Source organism: Neorhizobium vignae (assembly GCF_000732195.1).
GTDB classification, from domain to species: Bacteria; Pseudomonadota; Alphaproteobacteria; order Rhizobiales; family Rhizobiaceae; genus Neorhizobium; species Neorhizobium vignae.
Genome location: NZ_JNNU01000017.1, coordinates 14,285 through 36,509 on the forward strand (window position 1 = coordinate 14,285; position 22,225 = coordinate 36,509).

Annotated in this window: 18 protein-coding genes; 10 read left to right on the plus strand and 8 right to left on the minus strand. The window is 60.9% G+C overall.

Features of this window, described 5'->3' with window-relative positions:
- Positions 1-11: 11 nt before the first annotated feature.
- From GQ59_RS24310 to GQ59_RS33160, 3 genes are read right to left on the minus strand one after another with little or no spacing between them, the layout of a single operon-like run.
- Positions 12-3,449 (minus strand): error-prone DNA polymerase, encoded by a 3,438-nt coding sequence (locus GQ59_RS24310; protein WP_037086232.1) that lies wholly within the window; start codon positions 3,447-3,449, stop codon positions 12-14.
- On the minus strand, positions 3,446-4,996 hold the full coding sequence (locus tag GQ59_RS24315) for a Y-family DNA polymerase (RefSeq protein ID WP_280114063.1): 1,551 nt from the start codon (positions 4,994-4,996) through the stop codon (positions 3,446-3,448). The genes GQ59_RS24310 and GQ59_RS24315 overlap by 4 nt, the downstream gene beginning before the upstream one ends.
- Entirely contained in the window at positions 4,908-5,846 is a 939-nt protein-coding gene (locus GQ59_RS33160; RefSeq protein ID WP_037086235.1) for an ImuA family protein, read from the minus strand. The genes GQ59_RS24315 and GQ59_RS33160 overlap by 89 nt, the downstream gene beginning before the upstream one ends.
- Positions 5,847-6,017: 171 nt before the next feature.
- On the opposite strand from GQ59_RS33160, the gene GQ59_RS24325 reads away from it, so the two are divergent.
- Positions 6,018-6,455 (plus strand): metallopeptidase family protein, encoded by a 438-nt coding sequence (locus GQ59_RS24325; protein WP_007764405.1) that lies wholly within the window; start codon positions 6,018-6,020, stop codon positions 6,453-6,455.
- A 3-nt stretch (positions 6,456-6,458) separates the two neighbouring features.
- On the opposite strand, the gene GQ59_RS24330 is transcribed toward GQ59_RS24325, so the two are convergent.
- Positions 6,459-6,665, minus strand: coding sequence for a DUF1737 domain-containing protein (locus GQ59_RS24330; RefSeq protein WP_007764402.1), 207 nt, complete (start codon positions 6,663-6,665; stop codon positions 6,459-6,461).
- Positions 6,662-7,564, minus strand: coding sequence for an HpcH/HpaI aldolase/citrate lyase family protein (locus GQ59_RS24335; protein ID WP_037086359.1), 903 nt, complete (start codon positions 7,562-7,564; stop codon positions 6,662-6,664). Before GQ59_RS24335 ends, GQ59_RS24330 begins: the two co-directional genes overlap by 4 nt.
- 108 nt (positions 7,565-7,672) lie before the next feature.
- Here GQ59_RS24335 and GQ59_RS24340 point away from each other — a divergent pair, with 108 nt between their 5' ends.
- The 5 genes from GQ59_RS24340 to lpxE all read left to right on the plus strand — a co-directional run bounded on the left by GQ59_RS24340 (position 7,673) and on the right by lpxE (position 11,199).
- On the plus strand, positions 7,673-7,900 hold the full coding sequence (locus GQ59_RS24340; protein ID WP_037086236.1) for a hypothetical protein: 228 nt from the start codon (positions 7,673-7,675) through the stop codon (positions 7,898-7,900).
- Positions 7,901-8,036: 136 nt separating this feature from the next.
- Positions 8,037-8,642, plus strand: a complete 606-nt coding sequence (gene leuD, locus GQ59_RS24345) for a 3-isopropylmalate dehydratase small subunit (protein WP_037086238.1) — start codon at positions 8,037-8,039, stop codon at positions 8,640-8,642.
- Positions 8,643-8,658: 16 nt separating this feature from the next.
- Positions 8,659-9,048 (plus strand): RidA family protein, encoded by a 390-nt coding sequence (locus tag GQ59_RS24350; protein WP_037086240.1) that lies wholly within the window; start codon positions 8,659-8,661, stop codon positions 9,046-9,048.
- 108 nt (positions 9,049-9,156) lie between these two features.
- Entirely contained in the window at positions 9,157-10,266 is a 1,110-nt protein-coding gene (gene leuB / locus GQ59_RS24355; protein ID WP_037086241.1) for a 3-isopropylmalate dehydrogenase, read from the plus strand.
- A gap of 132 nt (positions 10,267-10,398) precedes the next feature.
- Positions 10,399-11,199, plus strand: coding sequence for a lipid A 1-phosphatase LpxE (gene lpxE / locus GQ59_RS24360; RefSeq protein WP_037086242.1), 801 nt, complete (start codon positions 10,399-10,401; stop codon positions 11,197-11,199).
- A gap of 164 nt (positions 11,200-11,363) precedes the next feature.
- On the opposite strand, the gene GQ59_RS24365 is transcribed toward lpxE, so the two are convergent.
- Complete coding sequence (locus tag GQ59_RS24365; RefSeq protein WP_037086243.1) at positions 11,364-13,061, minus strand: MFS transporter; 1,698 nt, start codon at positions 13,059-13,061, stop codon at positions 11,364-11,366.
- A 116-nt stretch (positions 13,062-13,177) separates the two neighbouring features.
- On the opposite strand from GQ59_RS24365, the gene GQ59_RS32105 reads away from it, so the two are divergent.
- The 3 genes from GQ59_RS32105 to GQ59_RS24375 all read left to right on the plus strand — a co-directional run bounded on the left by GQ59_RS32105 (position 13,178) and on the right by GQ59_RS24375 (position 15,615).
- Positions 13,178-13,456 (plus strand): hypothetical protein, encoded by a 279-nt coding sequence (locus GQ59_RS32105; protein ID WP_156376363.1) that lies wholly within the window; start codon positions 13,178-13,180, stop codon positions 13,454-13,456.
- A gap of 108 nt (positions 13,457-13,564) precedes the next feature.
- The gene (locus tag GQ59_RS24370) at positions 13,565-14,599 is read left to right on the plus strand and encodes an aspartate-semialdehyde dehydrogenase (protein WP_037086245.1); all 1,035 of its coding nucleotides are present in this window, start codon (positions 13,565-13,567) and stop codon (positions 14,597-14,599) included.
- A gap of 203 nt (positions 14,600-14,802) precedes the next feature.
- Positions 14,803-15,615 carry a lytic murein transglycosylase gene (locus GQ59_RS24375; RefSeq protein WP_037086247.1) on the plus strand — a complete coding sequence of 271 codons (813 nt, stop codon included), beginning with the start codon at positions 14,803-14,805 and terminating at the stop codon, positions 15,613-15,615.
- A 36-nt stretch (positions 15,616-15,651) separates the two neighbouring features.
- Here GQ59_RS24375 and GQ59_RS24380 read toward each other — a convergent pair whose 3' ends face one another.
- Both GQ59_RS24380 and pdxY read right to left on the minus strand, forming a co-directional pair.
- Entirely contained in the window at positions 15,652-16,326 is a 675-nt protein-coding gene (locus GQ59_RS24380) for a carbonic anhydrase (RefSeq protein WP_037086248.1), read from the minus strand.
- A 70-nt stretch (positions 16,327-16,396) separates the two neighbouring features.
- A complete protein-coding gene (gene pdxY / locus GQ59_RS24385) occupies positions 16,397-17,269 on the minus strand; it encodes a pyridoxal kinase PdxY (protein ID WP_037086250.1) in 873 nt (290 codons plus the stop codon).
- A 173-nt stretch (positions 17,270-17,442) separates the two neighbouring features.
- On the opposite strand from pdxY, the gene GQ59_RS24390 reads away from it, so the two are divergent.
- Positions 17,443-22,209, plus strand: a complete 4,767-nt coding sequence (locus GQ59_RS24390) for an NAD-glutamate dehydrogenase (protein ID WP_037086252.1) — start codon at positions 17,443-17,445, stop codon at positions 22,207-22,209.
- Positions 22,210-22,225 lie beyond the last annotated feature (16 nt).

Here is a 22,225-nt window from a genome sequence, read left to right on the forward strand (position 1 = left end):
CCCACCGGCAATTAGTGGAAGTTACGGCCCTTGGGCATGACGCTTCCCGGACCAGTTGCATGGGAATGATGAAGCCCGGCCTCTTTTGGGAACTTGCTGTCTTTCTCCTCCATCCCATTGGAGCGCCTCTTCTGACGGTGGTCGCCGCTCGATTGCAACACCTCGTCCGAGCGGGCCGATACACCGAACCGCCTCGCCTCCTTCTGGAGCAAACCCAGCATCGGTGTAATGTCTTCGATATGCTCGACCACGGTATGGATGACGCCACTCTGGCTTTGCAGTCTCCCCCGGATCTTCACCAGCCGCGCGCCCATCACGACCGGCCTGTAGCGTTCGAAAATCTTCGGCCAGACGATCGCATTGGCAACGCCGGTCTCGTCTTCCAGCGTCATGAAAATCACGCCCTTGGCCGAGCCCGGCCGCTGCCGGACGAGAACCAGTCCGCCGATCGTCACCCTTCGCCCGTTCGGAACCGTCAGGAGATCGACGCTACGGGTAATCCCCATCGCCTTGAATTCCTCCCGCAGGAAAGAGACCGGATGCGCCTTCAGCGAAAGCGAGAGATAGCGGTAATCCTCGACCACCTGTTCCCCGGGCAGCATTTCCGGCAGAGCCACTCTCGCCTCGGGCCTCAGATCCATGCGATCGGCCATTTCGAACAGAGGTAGTTTCTCGGCAGCCCCCCTGGCATCGAGCCCCCTGACCGCCCAGAGCGCCTCACGGCGATTGAGCCCTACGGAGTTGAAGGCATCGGCATCGGCCAGCCGCTCGATATCCGACTTGTCGAGGCCGGACCGCTGCCAGAGATTGTGGATTGAGGTATAGCCCTCTCCTCGGTTGGCAATGAACTTCTCGACCATGTCTTTTTCGGCAAGGCCTTTGACCTGTCGAAACCCAAGCCGCACGGCCCGCTCGGTCTTGATGACGTCCCGCATGGATTCGTGGCGCTTATCGATCGCATTCCTGTCGAAGGCAGCCGCTTCCAAAGTGCAGTCCCAATCCGAACGATTGATATCGACGGGAAGAATTTTGACGCCATGTTCCCGCGCATCGCGAACGAGTTGCGCTGGCGCATAAAAGCCCATTGGCTGGGAATTCAACATCGCCGTGCAGAAGACGTCCGGGTAATAGGCCTTGATCCAGGAAGAGGCGTAGACAAGCAAAGCGAATGAAGCCGCATGGCTTTCCGGAAAGCCGTATTCGGCAAAACCTTCGATCTGGCTGAAGCAGCTTTCTGCGAATTCTCTTGGGTACTTATTCTTCTCCATGCCAGCAATGAAATCACGCCTGAATTCATCCACTCTTCCGGAACGCTTGAACGTCGCCATCGACCGACGCAATTTGTCCGCTTTCGCCGCCGAAAAGCCAGCTCCAGTGATTGCGATCTGCATTGCCTGCTCCTGGAAAAGCGGGACGCCCAGTGTCCGTTCAAGAACCTTTTCCAATTCAGGGCCAGGGTATTCGATAGGCTGATTGTTCCGTAAGGCTTCCCGCCGCTTCAGATATGGATGGACCATATTCCCCTGGATCGGTCCTGGTCGAACGATCGCCACCTCGACGACAAGATCATAAAACTCTCGAGGCCTTAGACGCGGCAGCATGCTCATCTGAGCCCGGCTTTCGATCTGGAATACGCCGATCGTGTCGGCACGGCAGATCATGTCGTAAACATCATCCTGCTTATCCTGAAGAAGACCAGCCAACGTCTCTTCTCGATCGTAATGCTGCTTCATCAGCTCGAATGCTTTCTTGAGGCAGGTCAGCATGCCGAGCGCCAGCACGTCGATCTTCAAAAGCTTCAGCGTGTCGAGGTCGTCCTTGTCCCATTCGACCATGTAGCGACCGGGCATCGCCGTCTTCATGATCGGCACGACTTCATCGAGCCGGTCGCGGGTTATCAGGAACCCACCGACATGCTGGGTGAGATGCCTCGGAAAACCCATGAGTTCCTTCGCATGGGCAATCACCTTAAGCGTCGTCTTGTCCGTCACATCGAGCCCCGCGACCCTTGCCTCGCGCTTAGAAAGCCCCTCTTCCGACCAGCCCCAAACCGTGCTCGAAAGGGCAGACTGCACGTCTTCGGAAAGGCCGAAAGCCTTGGCCACCTCGCGCCCGGCCATGCGGGTCCGGTAGCTGGTGACCGCCGCCGTCAAGCCGGCATGGCGATAGCCATAATGCTGGTAGATATACTGGATAACCTCCTCACGTCGCGCATGCTCGAAATCCACGTCGATATCCGGCGGCTCGTTCCGCTCCGTCGAAATGAACCGTTCGAAGAGAAGCGTCGTGAATGTGGGATCGACCTCGGTGATGCCGAGGCAGAAACAGACGGTGGAATTGGCTGCCGAGCCACGCCCTTGGCAGAGGATTTTCAACACATAGCGGGCATGCCAGACGATGTGGCGTACCGTCAGGAAATACGGCTCGTATCCCATCTCCTTGATCAGATCGAGTTCGTACCTGATCTGGCTGGAGACCTTTTCCTCGATACCATTGGGATATCGGCTCTTTGCGCCTTCCCAGGTCAGGCGCTCCAGGGTTTCGGACACCGTTTCGCCCGGTACGCTCTCGTCGGGATAGTTATGACCGAGTTCATCGAGCGAGAATTCCAGCTTGCCGAAGAACTTTTTCGTATTGGCGATGGCATCCGGATAGGCGCGAAAAAGCCGCGCCATTTCGGCAGCCTGTTTGATGTACCTCTCTCCATTCGGCGCAAGCCGAAACCCGGCTTCCTGGATCGTCACATGCTCACGGATCGCCGTCACCACATCTGACAGGGACCTGCGATAAGGGAGATGGAAAAGGGGCAGATTGGTCGCGATCAGGGGTACTTGATTGCGCGTGGCAATCTGGGCAAGCGAATTGAACACCAAGGCGTCGCGGCCGTCATAAGTTGGTGACAGAGCCAGATAGATGTTCTTCCCGAACCGCTCTCTGTATTTACGGAGACAGTCTCCCAAGTGCTGCTGATAGGCCATGTCTTCCACACGGGAAAACTCCGGAACGACCGCGAGCATCATCTCGTCGCACCATTCCAGAAGATCCCATTCTTCCAGAATGCAGGCCCCTTTGTCCGCCCTGAGTTTCCCCCGGCTCAGCAGGCGGCAAAGATTGGCCCAGCCTTTTCGATTTTGCGGATAGGCCAGAACATCCGGCGTGCTGTCGGAAAAGACGAGCCGGGCTCCAGGGTAAAAGGCGCAAGGCAGAACAGCCTCTTCCTCGCCTTTCTTTCTGCCCTGTTTCTGCTGAAGTTCGTATGTTTCCTTCATGTTTCTGACTTGGCTATGCGCCCTTACCACGCCGGCAACGGAATTCCTGTCGGCGATACCGAGACCGGACAGGCCGGACACGCTGGCCGCAATGATCATCTCCTCAGGCTTGGCCGCCCCTTCCAGGAAGGAAAAGTTGGTCTTGGCGCCGATCTCGAAAAAGGCGGGAGCGTTCGTCATGCGAAAATTCCGTGCACGCGCCAGGTCGGTGCCGTTTCTCCGGCAACATAATGCCCGGCGCGGAAAATCCAGAAGCGGCGGCCCGCTTCACTTTCCAACCGGAAATAATCCCGTTCCTCGGCCTCCTCCGCGTCATGCCACCATTCCGGCGAAATCCGCTCCGGCCCTTCGGCGCGGATGACTTCATGGACGATGCGGCGCCAGCGGAAACGCCGGGGAGGTCCGTCCGGCACCGTTGCCGCAAAGGTTTCCACGAGTTCCGGATGGCGGAAGAGCCGCAAGGGCCGATCGCTTTTCGGCATGAAGGCGAAAATCTCCTCGGTCTTTTCCCGGACGATCCGCGAGGCAATCGCCGGCACGAACACTTCCGCGCGCTCGGGGACGTGGCTCTGCTTCGGTTCGGCGATCTGCAGACAGTCAGCCCCGAGCCGGGCCGAGACCCGGTCGATAAAATCGGCAAGCGAGATTTCGCTGTCGCCATTGCCGGTGAAATCGCCCTGCGAGATTCTGAAAACGTCGTGCTGCAACACATTGAGACGCAAGAGTTCGAAACCGAAACCGGCATCGAGATCGTCATGCACGGCGTTCAGGCGCTCGGAAAACAGCGAGGAGATTCGTTTCGGATCCTGCAGCGGCTGGGAGGCCCCGGCCGCGATCCGAAACACCCGGCCATCGACCCGGAAAAGAACCAGTTCGAAAACCCGCCCGCCGACACCGCGCGCCTCCAGTTCCGATTTCAACGAAATGGCAATCTGGCTGGTGAGCTGCAGAATATGCTCTTCCGCCTGGATCGGTTCGGGCAGCTTCCGCTCGGCGGAAAGGGCAGCCACCGGACGGCGAGGCGAGATGGCTTCCTCATTGTGCCCGAGCGCCTGATCCAGCCGAAGCAGCAGATGCATGCCGAAACGACGAGCCAGCGGGGCACGCGGCATGGGCAGAAGGTCGCCGATCCTTTTCAGTCCGAGCTTGTACAGCGCTGCGATGGTGGCCTCATCGATACGCAGAGCGTTGACCGGCAGGGGCGCCAGCACCTCCGCCGTCACCTGATCGGCAATCACACCGCCGCGGCCGAAGCGACAAGCGGCCCAGGACAGGCCGGGTGACGAAGAGATCGCCCCTTTGACGTCGAAACCCATCTGCAGAAGCCGTCCAAGAATATCCTTCAACAAGGCGTCTTCGCCGCCGAAGAGGTGGGCGCAGCCGGTGATGTCGAGGAACAGGCCTTCTCGGCCGTCCAGCGCCACCAGCGGGGTATAACGATCGCACCAATCGGCGATCGCCTCGAGAAGGTTCTGGTCCGCGGCACCATCTTCGTCCACCACGTCGATCTTCGGAAACATGGCGCGCGCTTCAGCCAACCCCTGCCCGCGCTTTAGCCCGAGGCGTTCGGACACCTCGTCGAGCGCTGTGAGCCGCATGGCGTTTTCCCGCCGGCCGGCACAGAGGATCGGAGGATGTTCAGGACGCCCTTTCGAACGCCATGACAGCCCCCAGAGCCGGCGCGCGATCCTGTCGGTCGGCAGATGCGGGAAGACGAGCGCCAGGATGCGCTGGCGGGTTGCGGAAAGAGAAAGCCTCTCCTGCGTCTCGGCTAAGGGAAAATTGACGGTCATGGGGGTTCCACTCCAGAAGCAAGGACAGCGGAGCCGGGTTGCGGCTCTTCTCCAGGGTGAGTTTAAAAACGGGATGACCGATGCTGCCGCCAAGCATGGATCCATCCGGAAGATGCCGGTGAGCCGCCGGCGCCGGTTCGACAAGAAAGCGGAACGAGGCGCTGCTCGCCTCCTCCTCCCCCGCATGCCGCAATAGAAAGAGCGGCCGCCCTGCCGCCTTTGCCCTGAGCCCCAGCCGGCGGCTTTCGGTGAGCCCGAAATGCTTAGGATTTCCCCGGATTTCGAGAATGACGGCGACAAGAGCCTGGCTCGCCACTGCGGTCTCCGCAAGCCACAGGGCATCGTCCAGCTTGCGCGGCGAGGCGTAAAGAACATCCCGCGAGCTCAATCCGAACTGTTTGAGGCCGACCGAATAGGGAATACCGGCTTCCTGCGTGGAGACGACATCGCCGATCCAGAGAATGGGCGCCTCGTTCGGTTGTCTCGCTTTGAGGTAAGATGCCAGCGAGAGGGCAAAGCCGCTTGTAGCCCCGGCATCTCCCATCAGGAGGGAGCGGATTTCCGTGATGCCGTCGAGCGGCAGACCGCCTTCCAATGCGGTGTCCATCTGCGTTATGCCGAATGGCAGGCGGGGCTGATTGTCCTTGGCTTTCCGGCCTTCCGGATCGGCGGCCGAGTCCGCCTGTTCCGCCGCGGCAAGCGCCGGCAGAGATTTTCCTTCGAGTCTGGCGATCTGTTCGCGCAGGGCAAAAAGCGTCTCCTGCGCCGTGGCGTGCTCGGCCATGGCGTCAGCTCCATCCGTAATGTTCTCTTTATGTTCTTATGGATTCCAGAGCTGCCCGAAAGAGTCAACAGCCAAACCCTGGGAATCTTTTCCTCGGATCGTAGACCGATGATTCTTCACTCGAAAAATATCGTAGGAGGTACTATATGGGCCTGATCAGAAGGAGAGCCTATGGCCCGCATCGACCAGACCGACGATTGGCAGGATCGCCACGCACCGACGATCAGCACGTTCGAGTCGCTGGCAATCGAGGCCTACGGTCATTTGCCGGAGGAATTCCGGGCTCTTACCGTCAACCTGACGATCGAAATCGAGGATTTCCCGGACGACGACGTTTTCGAGGACATGGCGCTCGAGACGCCCTTCGACCTGCTCGGGCTTTTCGAAGGCCGCGGCATTTCCGAGCGGTTCAACATGGAAACGGGCGAGCTGCCGAACCGCATCCGGCTTTATCGCCGGCCGATCCTCGATTACTGGGCGGAAAACGAAGAAACCCTGGGCGACATCATCACCCATGTGCTGATCCACGAGATCGGCCATCATTTCGGCCTCAGCGACGACGACATGGAGCGTATCGAGGCCAGCGCCGAGGAAGCCGCCCAGCGCTGAGCCTTATTGCTCGCCGAGTTTCATCTCGGGATCGTATTCCTTGCCGTGAACGGTTTTGGTCACCGCCTGGCCGCATTGCATCTCGCCGGTCGTGGCGTTGAAGGCATAGGTCGGCGAGCCGGACAGTTCCCACCCCTTGTTCAGCGCCGCCGTCACCTTGTGGCAGAAGGAGGAATCGTCGGGGCCGCTGAGGAAGCGATACAGTTTCATGGCGTTCTCTTTTTTTCGGCGATGATCCGGGCCGTGGCGGCAAGCTTTTCGGCCTCCGCCAGGTGCAGCCTTTCGACCATCCTGCCGTTCAGGTTGATGATGTTGAGATGTTGCGCTCCCGGCTCCGCAAAGGCGGCGATGACCGCTTCCGCCTCTTCCACGGCCCGGGGATCCGGCCCGAAATGACGATTGGCGGGTTCGATCTGGGCCGGATGGATCAGCATCTTGCCGGAAAAACCCATGGCGCGGCCCTGGGCGCATTCCGCTTCGAAAGCTTCCGCATCGCTGAAGTCGTTGAAGACGCTGTCGATCACATCGATGCCCTGGGCGCGCCCGGCAAGCACGATCTGCATCAGCCAGGGCACCAGGTAGGCCCGCCCCGGCTGGGGCAGCACGCCCGTTTCCTTGCGCAGGTCGTTGAGGCCGACCACGAAACATAGGAGCCGCTCGTCGGCAACCGCAATCGCCGGCGCATTCAGGACGCCCTTCGGCGTTTCGATCATCGCCCAGATGGCAAGGTCGTCCGGAACCCCGGCCTCGGAAAGGATATCCGCAACCGCCTGGATCTGCGACATGTGCTCGACCTTGGGGATCAGCACCACGTCGGGGCAAACCTCGGTGACGAGATCCATATCCGCCTGGCCGAACTCCGTTTCGAGCGGGTTGATGCGAATGACCGTTTCCCTGCCTTGGAGCCGGTTTTCCGTAAACAGTCGGCGCAGGTTGTCGCGGGCCTCGCCCTTCTTTTCCGGCGCAACGGAATCTTCCAGGTCGAAGATCACCGCGTCGCAATCCAGCCCATGCACCTTTTCCAACGCCCTCGTATTGCCGGCCGGCACACTCAGGATCGAGCGACGAAGATGAACGGAGGAATAATTGATATCGGTCAAGGCGGTCATCGGCGCTTTGTGCCAATCTTTTTGATCTGCGGCAATACCGCGCTCTGCAAAAGCCCTTGCAAGAAAGGGCGCAAGGCCCCACATTCCTCGATGAGAAAGGTATATACCATGCAAAATATTCGCGTATTCTTCGTCATCGTTTCGGCCATTGCCGTGCTCGCCATGGCAGCGCTTCTGACGGCTTCGCTGACCGTCGCATTCGCGGGCATCCTCGCGGTTCTGTCCATCGGACGCGCGCTTTCGGCTCGGCTGAAGCCGGTTCCGGTGCGGGCCAAGACGAACAAGCGCGAAATGCGTGTCTGGAACGACGGGCGCGGTACGATCATCGACCTTTGATCGCGCCGAAGCGGTAAACAGACGAATGCGCCGGTTTCCGGCGCCTCGGCGTACCGGTTCACGCCAAACAGGCCTTCAAATCCGCGTCGATTTGCTTTATGGCAGCTTCCGCAGATAAGTCCACTGGAGGCAGATCATGGAAAAATTCACCAAGCTCACCGGCGTTGCAGCGCCGCTTCCGGTCATCAATATCGACACGGACATGATCATTCCGAAGGATTACCTCAAGACCATCAAGCGTACCGGTCTTGGCAAGGGTCTCTTCTCGGAAGCCCGCTACAAGGACGACGGTTCTGAAAATCCCGATTTCGTGCTGAACAAGCCGGCCTATCGCAACGCCAAGATCCTGGTTGCCGGCGATAATTTCGGCTGCGGTTCCTCGCGCGAACACGCTCCCTGGGCGCTTCTCGATTTCGGCATCCGCTGCGTCATCTCGACGAGCTTCGCCGACATTTTCTACAATAACTGTTTCAAGAACGGCATCCTGCCGATCGTCGTTTCCCAAGAAGACCTGGACAAGCTGATGGACGATGCCGAACGCGGCTCGAACGCCATCCTCTCGATCGACCTGGAAGCCCAGGAAATCACCGGCCCGGATGGCGGCTCGATCCATTTCGACATCGATCCCGGCCGTCGCCATATCATGCTCGAAGGCCTCGACGACATCGCCTCGACGCTGAAGAGCGATGCCGCGATCAGCACTTTCGAGAACAAGAACCGAGCCGCTCGCCCCTGGCTCTGATTTCCGGAGCATCCTGATGGTCAAGCGGATTTCCTCCGGATCGCCCTTCGAAGCGCGGATCGGCTATTCACGCGCCGTGGTGGACCGCGACATGGTCTATGTCTCCGGCACCACCGGCTACGACTATGCCCGGATGGAAATGCCCGCCGACGCGGCCGCCCAGACCCGCAATACGCTCGGCACGATCGAAAAGGCGCTGAAAGAGGCCGGCAGCGGCCTCCAGGACGTCGTCCGGGTGCGCTACTACCTCACAGACATGGCTGATTACGATGCCATCGTTCAGGTTCTCGGCGAGACCTTCTCCGAGATCCGGCCCGCGGCAACCATGGTCGTGTGCGGCCTCACCACGCCGGAAATGAAGATCGAGATCGAAGTGACGGCCCGCATCGGCGCCGACAGTCCCTAAAACCTTTCCAGCCTCGTCCTTTGGCAGGCTCGGACGAGGTTTTGCCAGGCGCGGAGATCCCGCGCGGGAGGACGCGAGCCTGTAAAACCCGCAAGGACACCAAACGATATGGCAAAGAACCTCTTCCTCCTTCCCGGCGACGGCATCGGCCCCGAGGCCATGGGCGAAGTCCGCAAGATCATCGCTCACATGAACAACGCCATGAAGGCCGATTTCGTCCTCGACGAAGGACTGGTCGGCGGCTGCGCCTACGATGCGCATGGCGCCGCCATTTCCGAAGAGGACATGGCCAAGGCAATGGCAGCGGACGCGGTACTTTTCGGTGCCGTTGGCGGCCCGAAATGGGATCACGTTCCGTACGAAGTGCGCCCGGAAGCCGGCCTGCTGCGCCTGCGCAAGGACATGGAGCTGTTCGCCAACCTGCGTCCGGCCATCTGCTATCCGGCGCTTAGCTCCGCTTCTTCTCTAAAGCCGGAACTGGTCGAAGGCCTCGACATCCTGATCGTCCGCGAATTGACCGGCGGCGTCTATTTCGGCGAGCCGAAGGAAATCGTCGACCTCGGCAACGGGCAGAAGCGCGGCATCGACACCCAGGTCTACGATACCTACGAGATCGAGCGCATCGCCGGTGTCGCCTTCGAGCTTGCCCGCACCCGCAAGAATGCCGTCTGCTCGATGGAAAAGCGCAACGTCATGAAGTCGGGCGTGCTCTGGAACCAGGTGGTCACCGAGACGCACAAGGCGAAATATTCCGACGTCAAGCTGGAGCATATGCTGGCCGATGCCGGTGGCATGCAGCTGGTCCGGGCTCCCAAACAGTTCGACGTCATCGTCACTGACAACCTGTTCGGCGACATGCTCTCCGACGTCGCAGCCATGCTGACGGGCTCGCTCGGCATGCTGCCTTCCGCATCGCTCGGCGCACCCGACGCCAAGACCGGCAAGCGCAAGGCGCTTTACGAGCCTGTGCACGGTTCGGCGCCGGATATCGCCGGCACAGGCGTTGCCAACCCGATCGCCATGATCGCCTCGTTTGCCATGTGCCTGCGTTACTCGTTCAACATGGTGACGGAAGCCGACAACCTCGAAAAGGCGATCGCCAACGTGCTCGACCAGGGCATCCGCACCGGCGACATCATGGCGGAAGGCGCCCGCAAGGTCGGCACCGCCGAGATGGGTGATGCGATCCTCAGGGAATTCGTAAGCCTCTCCGCCTGACACACCGATCGGTGCCTTTCCGTCGCCGCGGAAAGGCACCTCGACATTTGGCGTTCGGCATCCTGCTACCCATATCGCAAAATCTATGGGAAGAAGCGGCGCGGGATCGGTCCCGCGCTACGGAAGAGGCCGATGAAACGGACAATCGAAAAACTGAGACATCGGCGGTATCGCCATCCATCCGGGCCTCGGGCGCCTCGGTGGCTGTCCTACGGGCTGGTCACGATCAACCTGATCCTGATCGCCTTTTTCCTGCTCGATGCACCGGTTGGTTCCTACGCCGCCCATACGCCCAACGTGCTGCTGCCGGTCGGCAAGGCGATCACCGATTTCGGCACGTCCGGCTGGATTCTTTTTGCCGCCGCGATCCTCTTTTTCGAAGCGCTTGCCGTTATCCGGCTCGCGACCGGCCTGAAAGCCCGTTTCCAGGCAATGCTGGTCAGCCATGTTGCGGGCTACATCTTTGTGGCCGTTGCCGGCTCGGGCCTTCTCGCCAACCTGGTGAAGCGCATCATCGGCCGCGCCCGGCCGGGGCTTTACGAGCAATGGGGATTTTACGGCTTCAATCCGTTTTCCGGTTCCCGGTTCGAAAGCTTCCCTTCCGGTCACGCAACCACAGTCGGGGCGTTCCTGATGGCACTGGCGCTGCTCGCTCCGCGCTACCGCCTGTTCTTTCTGATCATGAGCCTCTGGCTCGGTTTTTCGCGCGTCATCGTCGGAGCCCATTATCCGAGCGACGTGATTGCCGGTCTCTCCTTCGGCGCCTGGTTCTCGGTGATCATGGCGATCGTCTTTTCCCGCTACGGGCTGCTCTTCCGTCAGGAGCCTGACGGTTGGCCGGTTCCGCGCCGTCCGGTTCCCCTTCTGCTACGCCCCGATCGGGCGAATGTGCCCTTTCCGCCGCGTGGCGTTCCTCCGAAGCGGAGCGACTGAATACTCAAGGCGTGCCGCGCAAAACGGCAAGGATTCCGGAGCATCATCAAGCCGAAGCATAGGTGCCGGATCAGAGATACCGGCTCGAATTCCATAAGAACCTTCAAAAGCATAAGGGCTCGGCACATTTGTACCGGGCCCCTTTTTTATCTGCTGGTCCTGCCTCAGTGAGCGAGATCGACGTCCCGTTTCTCGCGGACGAACAGCAGGCCGATGACGACCGTCAAAAGTGCGAAGATGACGGGATACCAGAGTCCTGCGAAAATATCGCCGGTGGAGGCGACGATTGCGAAGGAGGTGGCCGGCAGGAGGCCGCCGAACCAGCCGTTACCGATGTGGTAGGGCAGGGACATGGCCGTATAGCGAATGCGGGTCGGGAAGAACTCGACCAGGGCAGCGGCGATCGGGCCGTATACGATGGTGACGTAGATCACCATGATCGTCAGGATCGCGATGACCGTCAGCGACTGACCGTTAGCCAAGGCGGAGAAAAAGCCGCTGACCTTGACCTTGCCCGGGTCGTTTGCCGCCGGATAGCCAGCCGCAACCATAGCCGGGCCGAGCGCTGCATTGAAGGCTGGGGCATCGGTGAAGGATATCGGCGCTCCGCCATTGACGACGAGCTGGGCCGGAGAGCCCGCAGGCGCGTCCACCAGCGTGTAGCGGAAAGCCTGAGTTGACATGGTGCGGCGCATCACGTCGCAAGGCGTCGTGAACGTGCGGATACCGACCGGGTCGAACAGGGAACCGCAGGTGGCGGGATCGGCCCTGACTTCAGCCTTCACGGCTTCGATCGCCTTGGAATAGGTCGGGTTGGCCGCCGTTGTCAGGGCGCTGAACAGAGGGAAGTAAGTTGCTGCCGCGAGAAGGCAGCCCGCCAGGATCACCGGCTTCCTTCCGATCCGGTCGGAAAGAGAGCCAAACACCAGGAAGAAGGGCGTTGCGATGATCAACGCCCAGGCGATCAGCACGTTGGCTGTCAGAAGGTCGATCTTCAGCACAGTCTGCAGGAAGAACAGGGCGTAGAACTGTCCCGTATACCAGACGACCGCCTGGCCGACCACGAGACCGAACAACGCGATCAGCACGATCTTGCCATTCCCCCAGTTACCGAAAGCTTCCGACAGTGGCGCCTTGGACTGAGTGCCTTCCTCCTTCATTTTCTTGAAGAGCGGTGATTCATTCATCTGCAGACGAATGTAGATCGAGATGATGAGCAGGATGATCGACAGGAGGAAGGGAATACGCCATCCGCCCTTGAGACCGAAGAAGATCGTCTGCGTGGTCTGGAATGCTTCCTCACCGAGATTGATGCGCAAGGTCACGATGACGAAAAGCGACAGCAGCAGACCCATCGTGGCCGTGGTCTGAATCCAGGCCGTGTAGAAACCTCGCCTGTTGCGGGGCGAATGTTCGGCGACATAGACCACCGCGCCGCCATATTCACCGCCGAGCGCCAAACCCTGAGCCATGCGCAGTGCGACGAGAATGATGGGTGCGGCGACACCGATCTGATCGTAGCTCGGCAGAAGGCCGACCGCGAAGGTCGACAGGCCCATGATCAGGATGGTGAGAAGGAAGGTGTATTTGCGGCCGACGAGATCGCCGAGCCGACCGAAAACCAGCGCGCCGAAGGGGCGGACAAGGAAGCCGGCGGCAAAGGTCAGCAGGGCGAAGATCGCCTGCGTTGCCGGCGGGAACTGAGAGAAGAACTGCTTGCCGATGATCGCAGCCAGCGTTCCGTACAGATAGAAATCATACCATTCGAAGACGGTGCCGAGCGAGGAGGCGATAATCACCTTCCGCTCCTCGGCCGTCATCGGCTTGGTTCTGGTGTCAATCGCAGTTGCGACATTTGCCATTGTCGTCCTCCCTTAAGATGAAAACTCGCGTGCCGACTCCGAGCCCGTTCCCTCCAGGGCATGGATGTGGCGACGCATTGTCGCAGATTGACAGAATTCAAGGGCTAAGGAGAGCGATGCTTTGGGATTATGACTTTCGTCTAATATCGCGCCTGCCGTGCACGGCGGATGCTGCGGCGCGGCATAATAGCAATGCGGCGCATCACCTGCGTCAGCCGTCGCTTGACTCGTTCCAAAAATCTTTTAAACAACTTCGCGAACGGGAAGACACCCACATGCGCGCCTGCGAATTCCATATCGCTGCCTCAGCACTGCCGGCCATCCAGGCTGCGCAGCGGGCGTGTTTTGCCGCTTTCTCCAAAACCAAGGCCAAAACGACGACGAAAACCGTCTGACGTCTCTGGCCGCCGCTCTCTCCCCGGATGGCCGGGGACAAGGAATTCCGCGAATTGATCGCGGCTTCCCCCTCACCAAATCGAGGAGAGACAGAAAGAGAGCAAAAAATGGGTTTCAAGATCGCAGTCGCCGGTGCAACCGGCAATGTCGGCAGGGAAATGCTGTCGATCCTTTCCGAGCGCGGCTTCCCGGTCGACGAAGTCGTGGCGCTGGCATCCGCCCGTAGCCAGGGAACCGAAGTTTCGTTCGGCGACCGGACGCTGAAGGTTTCCAACCTGGAAAATTACGATTTTTCCGACACCGATATCTGCCTGATGTCGGCAGGAGGCGAGGTTTCCAAGAAGTGGTCGCCAAAGATCGGCGCCCAGGGCTGCGTCGTCATCGATAACTCGTCCGCCTGGCGTTACGATCAGGACGTTCCGCTGATCGTTCCGGAAGTGAACCCCGATGCGATCTCCGGCTTTACCAAGCGCAACATCATCGCCAATCCGAATTGCTCGACCGCCCAGCTCGTCGTTGCCCTGAAGCCGTTGCACGACTTCGCCAAGATCAAGCGCGTCGTCGTCTCGACCTACCAATCGGTCTCCGGCGCCGGCAAGGAAGGCATGGACGAACTCTTCACCCAGACCCGCGCCGTCTTCGTCGCTGATCCGGTCGAATCCAAGAAGTTCACCAAGCGCATCGCCTTCAACGTCATCCCGCATATCGATAGCTTCATGGAAGACGGGTATACGAAGGAAGAGTGGAAGGTTCTCGCCGAGACCAAGAAGATGCTCGACCCGAAGATCAAGGTGACCTGCACCGCCGTGCGCGTTCCGGTCTTCATCGGCCATTCGGAATCGGTCAATATCGAGTTCGAAAACGAGATCAGCGCGGACCAGGCCCGCGATATCCTGCGCGAAGCTCCGGGCTGCCTCGTCATCGACAAGCATGAAAACGGCGGCTACATCACGCCTTACGAATGCGCTGGCGAGGATGCGACCTACATTTCCCGTATCCGCGAGGATGCGACAGTGGAAAACGGCCTCAATATCTGGGTCGTTTCGGACAATCTGCGCAAGGGTGCCGCGCTCAACGCCATCCAGATCGCCGAATTGCTCGTCAATCGCGGCCTGATCAAGCCGCGCAAGGCTGCTGCCTGATAAATAATAAATTTATTAAGCATGTTCCGATAGAAACCCCGTCAGAAATGGCGGGGTTTTTCTTTCGAATCACCCATATCACGAACTATTCATGAACGGGTGAGTTGCGATTGTCTGCAGCCACCGCCATAAGGCCGAAACAATGCACATTATCCGGACGCTTCAGACTTAAGCGATCCGGCTCTCGGGACGGGTTTGACCGCATGAAGAAGATTTTGCTGGCAGGATTGATCACAACCGGTTTCATGACCGCTAGTCCGGCGTTTGCCGCGCTCCAATGCGGCAACGATTCATCCGGCTTCGCCCGCTGGGTCGAAGAGTTCAAGCGGGTTGCACCCTCGAGCGGCGTCAGCCCCTCCGTCGTCGAAAAGGCTTTTTCGGCCGTCTCCTACAACCGCGCGACCATCAGCGCCGATCGCGGCCAGAAAAGCTTCAAGCTCTCCTTCGAAGACTTCATGAAGAAACGCGGCGGGGCCGCCATCATCTCCCGCGGCAAGGGCATGAAATCCGGCAACGCTTCGCTGTTTGCGCAGATCGAGCGCCGCTACGGCGTGCCGGCCGGCCCGATCATCGCCATCTGGGGCATGGAAACCGGATTCGGCAGCTTCATGGGCGATCAGCACACGCTTTCCGCTGTCGCGACGCTCGCTTACGATTGCCGCCGCTCCGCCTATTTCACCGAGCAGCTTTATGCTGCACTTCAGCTCGTCAGCCGAGGCGATCTGAGCATCACCGCCCGTGGTGCTGCCCATGGGGAGATCGGCCAGACCCAGTTCCTGCCGCTCAACGTCGTCCGCTACGGCGCCGATGGCGACGGTGACGGCCATATCGACATGGTCCGCTCGCGCGCCGATGCGCTGGCCTCGACCGCGAATTTCCTGAAGGGACACGGCTGGAGGCCGGGCGCCGGTTATCAGCCGGGCCAGCCGAACTTCGTTGCCATCCAGGGCTGGAATGCCGCAACCGTCTATCAGCAGGCGATCGCCTATATGGGCGCGCAGATCGACGGCCAATAGGCCGGCAGCCGACAAGCCTACTTCAACTGAAGAAATTCAGGCCGACTCCTGCTCGGCCTGAGCCGGCGGTTCGGTAAGGTCCGGACGGACGAAATCGCCCTTGCTGTCCATGATCCAGAGCTCGCCGGTCGAAATGTCGAACCAGGCACCGTGAATGCCGAGTTTTCCCTCTTCGTCGAGTTTGCGAACAAAGGGAAACGTCTGCAGATTGGCGATCGAATTGCGGATCGAGACCCGCTCCAGCGCCGTCTGGCGCTCGGCCTGGGTCATGAATTCGTTGTTCTGGATCTGCTCGGCGGCGGGCTTCACAAGTCCCATCCACTTGCCGATGAAATCGCCCGGGGACAGCGGTTCCATGGACGGGTCGAGGGCGGCCTTGATGCCGCCGCAACGGCCATGGCCCATCACCACGATATTGTCGATCTCCAGCACCTGGACTGCATATTCGAGCGCTGCCGAGGTGGCGTGAAACTGGCTGTCGGGCTCGTAGGGCGGCACCATGTTGGCCACGTTGCGCACGACAAAAAGCTCGCCCGGCCCGCAATCGAAAATGGTCTCCGGCGCAGACCGGGAGTCACAACAGGCAATCAGCAGCGTATGGGGCTTCTGCCCCCTGTCCGCCAGCACCCGGTAACGCTCGCGTTCGTCACTATAGCGACCGCTCATGAAATTGCGGTAGCCCGCCAGTAGTCTGTCAGGAAAATCCGTCATGGAGCAACGATTATAGCGCCATCGAGCGAAGATCAACGGCCATTGTGCATCTGCGAACTTCCGATGCCGATTACCGCTTGATCCGCTGCAAGGGATGAACGAGCCGGCGCATCTGAACCATCGCCATCGGAGTGGAAAGGCTCGATGCGTCCGTCTCCAGCGTCAGCTCGTCGCCGCCGCGCTTGGCCGTGCGCGCAAGGACTTCGAAAACGCTTGCGGTTGCCAGCTGCAGCGCCTTTTCCTCCTCCATGCCGGCCAGGATTCGCCCGAGGAAGAGCGCTCCCAGGAGGTCGCCGAGTCCGTTCGGGGGATTGTCGATCAGCCGGTGTTCGGCAAGCAGCGCATGTTTGCCTGTCAGGTAGAGATTGCCGGTGCCGCCCGCCATCATCGGCACGGCCGATGTCACCAGGATGCGGGGAGGCCCGAGCGCGATTGCGGCATCCATGATATCGTTGTTGGTTTCCAGCGGCGCGCCGGAAAGCCAGGCGAGCTCGTAGCGGTTCGGGGTGGCGATCGTCGCAAGCGGAATGAGTTCGTCACGGATCGCTTCCGCCGTCGGCTGCGGAATATAGAGCCCGCCGAGATCGCCCATGACAGGATCGCAAACATAGAGAAGGCCCGGGTTCTTCTCCTTCAGCGCCCTTATCAGCCGCGCCACCGAACGCGGCTGGGCGGCATTGCCGAAATAACCGGTCAGCACCGCCTTCACTTCTCCCAGCCATGGCGCGCGAATAAGATCGTCTATAGCCTTGTCGAAATCTGATTCGGGAAAGGTCAGCCGTGTAGAAGGCCCATGACCGGGATGCCAGGGGAGGACAACGGTCGGCATTGCCCAGACGGGAAATCCCAGCGTCTCGAGCGCGAAGACGGCGGCACGATTGCCGACCGAGCCGCGCACGACATGGCTGGAGATGACGAGGACGGCACTGCTGGTATCCTGCATGAGACTGACTTCCGGCTACGATGGCCCTGTTGATCGTTTCTTCGTCGCCGCATGTCAACAAGGCTTCACGGAACAATGAAACGTGTGGTGCCGACGGACATGGATCAGCCACGTTGCCGCATGATGACATAAATCTGATTTATTCGGTCCGAACACGGAAAAAGGGGAGAGACATGGCCGTCAGGCAGAATCCGAAACGGGAAAAACAGATCGAAAGCGCGCGCAAGATCGTTTCTGCGAGCAAGGGGCCGCATCTCGACCCCCTCATCCTGTTCGGCCGGGCCAGCACTGACGACCTCGAAAGCTACACGCCGGACATGCTGGCGCTCTCCGCAAACCATGCTGCCGAGCGGCTGATGGCGTGGACGCGGGTTCGGGCCGACATCACCGTCAAATCGATTGCCGGCGTCGAGCCGGACGGAATTCCGGTCTCGGTGCTGACCGTCGTCGACCGCAACATGCCCTTCCTGTTCGATTCGGTCATGGGCGAGGTGACCGCGACCCACCGCGACCTCACCATGGCGGTCCATCCGATCCTGATCGTCGAGCCTGGCAAGGAACCGGTCCTGCGCTCCAACGAACAGCCCGGCAACCCCGCTCATCACGTGAGCCTCATCCAGATCCATCTGTCGCCGCTCAACGACGAACAGGCCGCCTCGCTGACCGAGCGCATCCGCTACATCCTCGACCAGGTGCATCTGTCGATCACCGACTGGGGTTCCATGCTGGAAGTCCTCGACGGCGCCGCCAAGCAGCTCAACAATTCGGCAAGCCGCCGCAAGGCCGATCGCGACGAGGCGCTCGCCTTCCTGGAATGGCTGCGCGACGACAATTTCACCTTCCTCGGCATGCGCGAATACGTCTATTCGGGCAAGGGCACGGAGGCCAAGGTCGAACGCGGCAAGGGCCGCGGTCTCGGCATTCTCTCCGATCCGGATGTGCTGGTCCTGCGCCAGGGCAAGGACGCGGTAACGACCACGCCGGAAATCCTCGAATTCCTCGACGGACCGGATTTCCTGATCGTCACCAAGGCCAATGTGAAGTCCGTCGTCCACCGCCGCGCCTATATGGACTATGTCGGCGTCAAGCGCTTCGACGAAAAGGGTGAAGTGGTCGGGGAGCTGCGCGTCGTCGGCCTTTTCACGGCAACCGCCTATACCCACTCCGTGCGCGACATCCCTCTCCTGCGCGCCAAGACCGGCCGGGTGGAGGAGCACTTCGGCTTCGACCCCGACAGCCATTCCGGCCGCATGCTGGAAAACACGCTCGAATCCTATCCGCGCGACGACCTCTTCCAGATCGATGTCGATCTGTTGGCCCGCTTCTGCGAGCAGATCATGGAACTGAACGAGCGCCCGCGCGTCCGGGTCCTGCCGCGCATCGACCACTTCGACCGTTTCGTCTCGGTGATCGTCTACGTGCCTCGCGAGGACTATAATTCCCACGTCCGCGAAAAGGTGGGCGACTATCTGACCAAGGTCTATGACGGCCACGTCTCCGCCTATTACCCGGCTTTCCCTGAGGGCGGCGTCGCCCGCGTCCACATGATTATCGGCAGGCGCGGCGGCAAGACGCCGCGGATCGCGCAAGCCAAGCTCGAGGAAGCGATCCGGCTGATCGCCACGCCCTGGGAGGAACGCTTCGCAGCGCTCGCCGAGGAGGGGCCGCGGCTCTCCGTCACCCGGGCCTTCCAGGAAGCCTTCTCGCCCGAAGAAACCTTTGCCGACCTGCCGGACATCGCCGCCTGCGCCGCCGGCGAGACGATCCGCATCGCCTTCTATCGCCGTCCCGGCGATCCCGCGAATACGGTGTCGTTGAAGATCTTCCACAAGGACCGGCATCTGTCGCTTTCCCGCCGCGTGCCGCTTCTCGAAAACCTCGGTTTCCATGCCGTCAGCGAGCAGACGTTCGAAATCCAGGTCGGACCGGAAAACGACCGCAAAATGGTCGTCCTCCACGACATGGAACTGCAGCTCGGCGACGGGCGCGAAGTCGATCTTTCCCGCGAAGGCCTGCTGCTGGAAGAAGCCTTCCTCTCCGCCTTCGAAGGCCTGATCGACAATGACGGCTTCAACCGGCTCGTTCTGCTGGCCGGCCTCTCCGCCCGCGAAGTCACGGTGCTGCGCGCCTATTCCCGTTACCTGCGCCAGACCGGCATCGTCTATTCGCAGACCTATATCGCCGATACGCTGGTGAAATATCCGGCTATCTCCGCGGCCATCTTCCGCCTCTTCCGCGACGGCTTCGATCCGAAGATTGCCGAAAAGGCCCGGGTCAAGAAACTCACCGACCACCACGCCGGGATCGAGGAAGCGCTCGGCAACGTGCCCAATCTCGACGAGGACCGCACGCTTCGCCGTTTCGTCAATGCGGTCGATGCGACGCTCCGAACCAACTACTTCCAGCGCGACGCCAATGGCGCCCCGCACCGGATGTTCGCCTTCAAGCTCGATCCGAAGCTGCTGGACGGACTGCCGGAGCCCCGCCCCTTCCGCGAGATCTTCGTCTACGGCACCGAGGTCGAGGGCGTGCACCTGCGCTTCGGCAAGGTCGCCCGCGGCGGCCTGCGCTGGTCGGATCGCGGCGAGGACTACCGCACCGAAATCCTCGGCCTCGTGAAGGCACAGCAGGTCAAGAATGCCGTCATCGTGCCGGTTGGCGCCAAGGGCGGCTTCTTCCCGAAAATGCTGCCCCCGGCAAGCTCGCGCGACGCGTTCTTCAATGCCGGCAAGGAGGCCTACAAGACCTTCATCCGCACGCTTCTGTCGATCACCGACAATATCGTCGGTGCCGACATCGTCGGGCCGCCGGACACGATCCGCATCGATGGCGACGACCCCTATTTCGTGGTTGCCGCCGACAAGGGCACCGCGACCTTCTCCGACACCGCCAACGGCCTGGCGCAGGAAGCCGGCTTCTGGCTGGACGACGCCTTCGCTTCCGGCGGTTCGGCCGGTTACGACCACAAGAAGATGGGCATCACCGCCCGCGGCGCCTGGGAGGCCGTGAAGCGGCATTTCCGCGAAAAGGATGTCGATATCCAGACGACGCCGTTCACGGTAGCCGGCGTCGGCGACATGTCCGGCGACGTTTTCGGCAACGGCATGCTGCTGTCGCGCAAGATACGGCTCATCGCCGCCTTCGACCATCGCGATATCGTCATCGATCCTGATCCGGATATCGAAAAGTCCTTCGCCGAGCGCGAACGCATGTTCGCCCTGCCCCGATCGAGCTGGCAGGATTACGACAAGTCGACCCTTTCCGAAGGCGCGATGATCATTTCGCGCTCGGAAAAGTCGGTCAAGCTCACCAAGCAGGCAGCGGCCGCGATCGGCATCGACAAGACGACCGCAACGCCCTTCGAGATCATGACCGCGATCCTGAAGAGCCCCGTCGACCTTCTCTGGTTCGGCGGCATCGGCACCTATATCAAGGCCGCCTCCGAAACCGATGCGGAAGTCGGCGACCGCGCCAATGATCCGATCCGCATCACCGCGGCGGACGTGCGCGCCAGCGTCATCGGCGAAGGCGCCAATCTTGGCATGACCCAGAAGGGCCGCATCGCCTATTCGCTGAATGGCGGACGCTGCAATTCCGACGCGATCGACAATTCGGCCGGCGTCAATTCCTCAGACGTCGAGGTCAATATCAAGATCGCCCTCAATCCCGCCATGCAGGACGGTCGCCTGACCCGCGAAAAGCGCAACCAGCTTCTCGCCTCGATGACCGAGGAAGTCGGCCATCTCGTGCTGCGCAACAACTACCTGCAGCCGTTGTCGATCTCGCTTACCGAACGCAAGGGCGCCGGCAACCGCGAGGAACTGTCGCGCCTGATGTCGGTGCTGGAATCGCAAGGGCAGCTCAACCGCAAGGTCGAAACCCTTCCCGACGATGTGGAGCTTGCGGAGCGTTATGCCTCAGGCCGGCCGCTGACCCGGCCGGAAATCGGCGTGTTGCTCTCCTATTCGAAGATCGTCCTCTTCGACGCCCTCATCGACAGCAGCCTGCCGGACGATCCGTATTTCTCGGCCGTCCTGAAAGCCTATTTCCCGGCCAAGATGCAGAAGGCTTACGCAGCAGACATCCAGTCCCACCGCCTACACCGCGAAATCGTCGCCACCGCGCTCGCCAACGAAGCGATCAACCGCGGCGGGCCGGGTTTCGTGCAGCAGATGAGCGACATGACCGGCGCCACGGCGGCGAATGTCGTGAAGGCCGCCTTCCTCGCTCGCGACGGCTTCGAACTTCCCAAGCTCTGGGCCGAGATCGACGCACTGGACGGAAAGATCCCCGGCCAGCTGCAGAACGATCTCTACGCCCGCACCACCGAGACCTTTGCGGAAGCGACCCGCCTCATCCTGCAGACGCAGGTCGGCACCGGCGACATGGACGGCGCGATGAGCCGCCTCAAGGCCGCGATCAAGGGGCTTCGTTCCTCGCTCGCGGGCCGAGATTTCGTGGAAACCGCGGCACGCGCCGTGGAACTCGAAGCGCAGGGCATACCGGCGTCGCTTGCCCGCGAGATCGTGCTGCTCTCGACGCTGGTCCTGGTGCCGGAGATCATGCTGATCGCCGACCGCACCGGCGAGACCATGGCGCGCGCCACCGAGAGCTATTTCGCCGTCACCGAGACCTTCCGGGTCAACCGCCTGATCGGCGCGGGAGATCGGATCACCACCTCGGAACATTACGAGAGCCTGGCGCTCTCCCGCAGCCTGCAGCAGCTCGCCTCGGCGCGCCGCGATATCGTCATTGCCGCGCTCACCGCCCATCCGAAGGAGAAGAAGCCCTTGGAAGCCTGGGTCGGCGGCGACCGGATGCGGGTGAATCGGATCGGCGCCGAACTGGTGACCCTGAGCGAAAGCGGCGAGCTGACGCTTCCGAAGATCACCGTGGCGGCAGGTCTCCTGAGCGATCTTGCGCATGGTCGGGCGATGTAGGAGAACGGAACGAACT